This is a genomic window from Mesorhizobium sp. M7A.F.Ca.CA.001.08.2.1, assembly GCF_003998455.1.
Classification (GTDB): domain Bacteria; phylum Pseudomonadota; class Alphaproteobacteria; order Rhizobiales; family Rhizobiaceae; genus Mesorhizobium; species Mesorhizobium ciceri.
Genome location: NZ_RZPW01001160.1, coordinates 1 through 1,293 on the forward strand (window position 1 = coordinate 1; position 1,293 = coordinate 1,293).

The following is a 1,293-nucleotide window of genomic DNA, read 5'->3' on the forward strand; positions in this document are numbered from 1 at the left end:
GGCGAGGATTTCGAGGCCGGCCTCGAGCGGATCGTCGGATTCGATCAGCTGCAATTCCGCCGTGCCGCCGCCGAACAGATGCGAGAACAGCCGCTGGAAATGGCCGTTGACGACATCGAAGGCGGCAAGCAGCCGCTCGCGGCCTTCGCGGTTGAGGCTCTGGATCGCCTGCCTGAGCTTGCGGATCGCCTCGATGATGTCCTCGCGCTCCGACACGATCGCCTCCAGCCGGTCGGAAAGCTCCTTCTGCTCTTCCTCTGCGCGCAGATTGACGGCGCCCAGCCGTTCGCGCTCGATCTTCAGCCGGTCCAGCTGACGCTCGATCTCGGGCATCTCAGGCATCGGGCTGTCAGCCTCCAGACCGGTATGGCGAATAACCAGATGCGGCGGTGTGTTCAGCGTTTCCTGGATGCGCGCCTCGACCTCCAGCCGGCGTTCGTCGGCCGCGGTCAGCCGCTCTTCGGCGCGAACGCGGGTCTCGCGAGCCTCGGCCAGGAACTGGATGGCGCCGGTGGCGGCCTTGTCCAGTTCGGATTGCCGGTTCTCCGCTTCCTGCAGACGGTCGGCCGCCGCCTTGCGCAAGGTTTCGGCCTCGGTGAGCTGCGACAGCAGGGCGCGCCGCTTGGCGTCGATTTCATCGGGCGCATCCGCCAGCCGCTCGCGTTCGGCCTCGGCCTCGGCCTTGCGTTCGCCAAGCGAGGCGATCTGCGTCGAGGCGTTTTCGGCCCGCTCCAGCCAATTGCTGCGCTCGGCGCCAATGGCATCGAGCCGGCGCGCGCGCGCCTCGGCTTCGCGGCGCAGCCCCTCATGCACCGCACGCGCATCGGCAAGCGCGGCGCGGTCGCGCGCGACATTGGCCGAGGACTGTTCGAGCTGCAATTGCAGATCGCCAAGATCGGGCGCGTCCTGCAGCAGCATTTCCGCCTCGGCGAAGGCGGCCGAAATCTCCTCATGGCTGTCAACGATGCGGGCGCGCGCTTCATCGAGTGCTGCGCGCCGGCTCTGCAATTCGCCGCCGGCCCTCTCGGCCTCAGCCAGTGCATTGCGGGCGGCGTCCAGCCGATGCTGTGCGTCACGACCGGCCTGGCGCGTGTTGCGCTCGGCCTCGCTTGCCAGGCGGAGCGCCTGTTCGGCCTCCCCCAGCGCCTCCTCGGCCTGGCGCAGGACGAGCGTCGCCTGTATCGCCTCGGCATCGAGCTCAGCCAGCCGGTTCTTCTGCGCCAGCCGTTGCGCCGCGGCGGTCGGCGCGTCGGCACTGGCGGTAAAGCCATCCCAGCGCCCGAGCGCGCCTTC

At 69.1% G+C, this 1,293-nt stretch carries 1 pseudogene; it reads right to left on the minus strand.

The window, feature by feature from the left end:
• A pseudogene (locus EN914_RS35795) lies at nt 1–1,293 on the minus strand (chromosome segregation protein SMC); the annotation flags it as partial.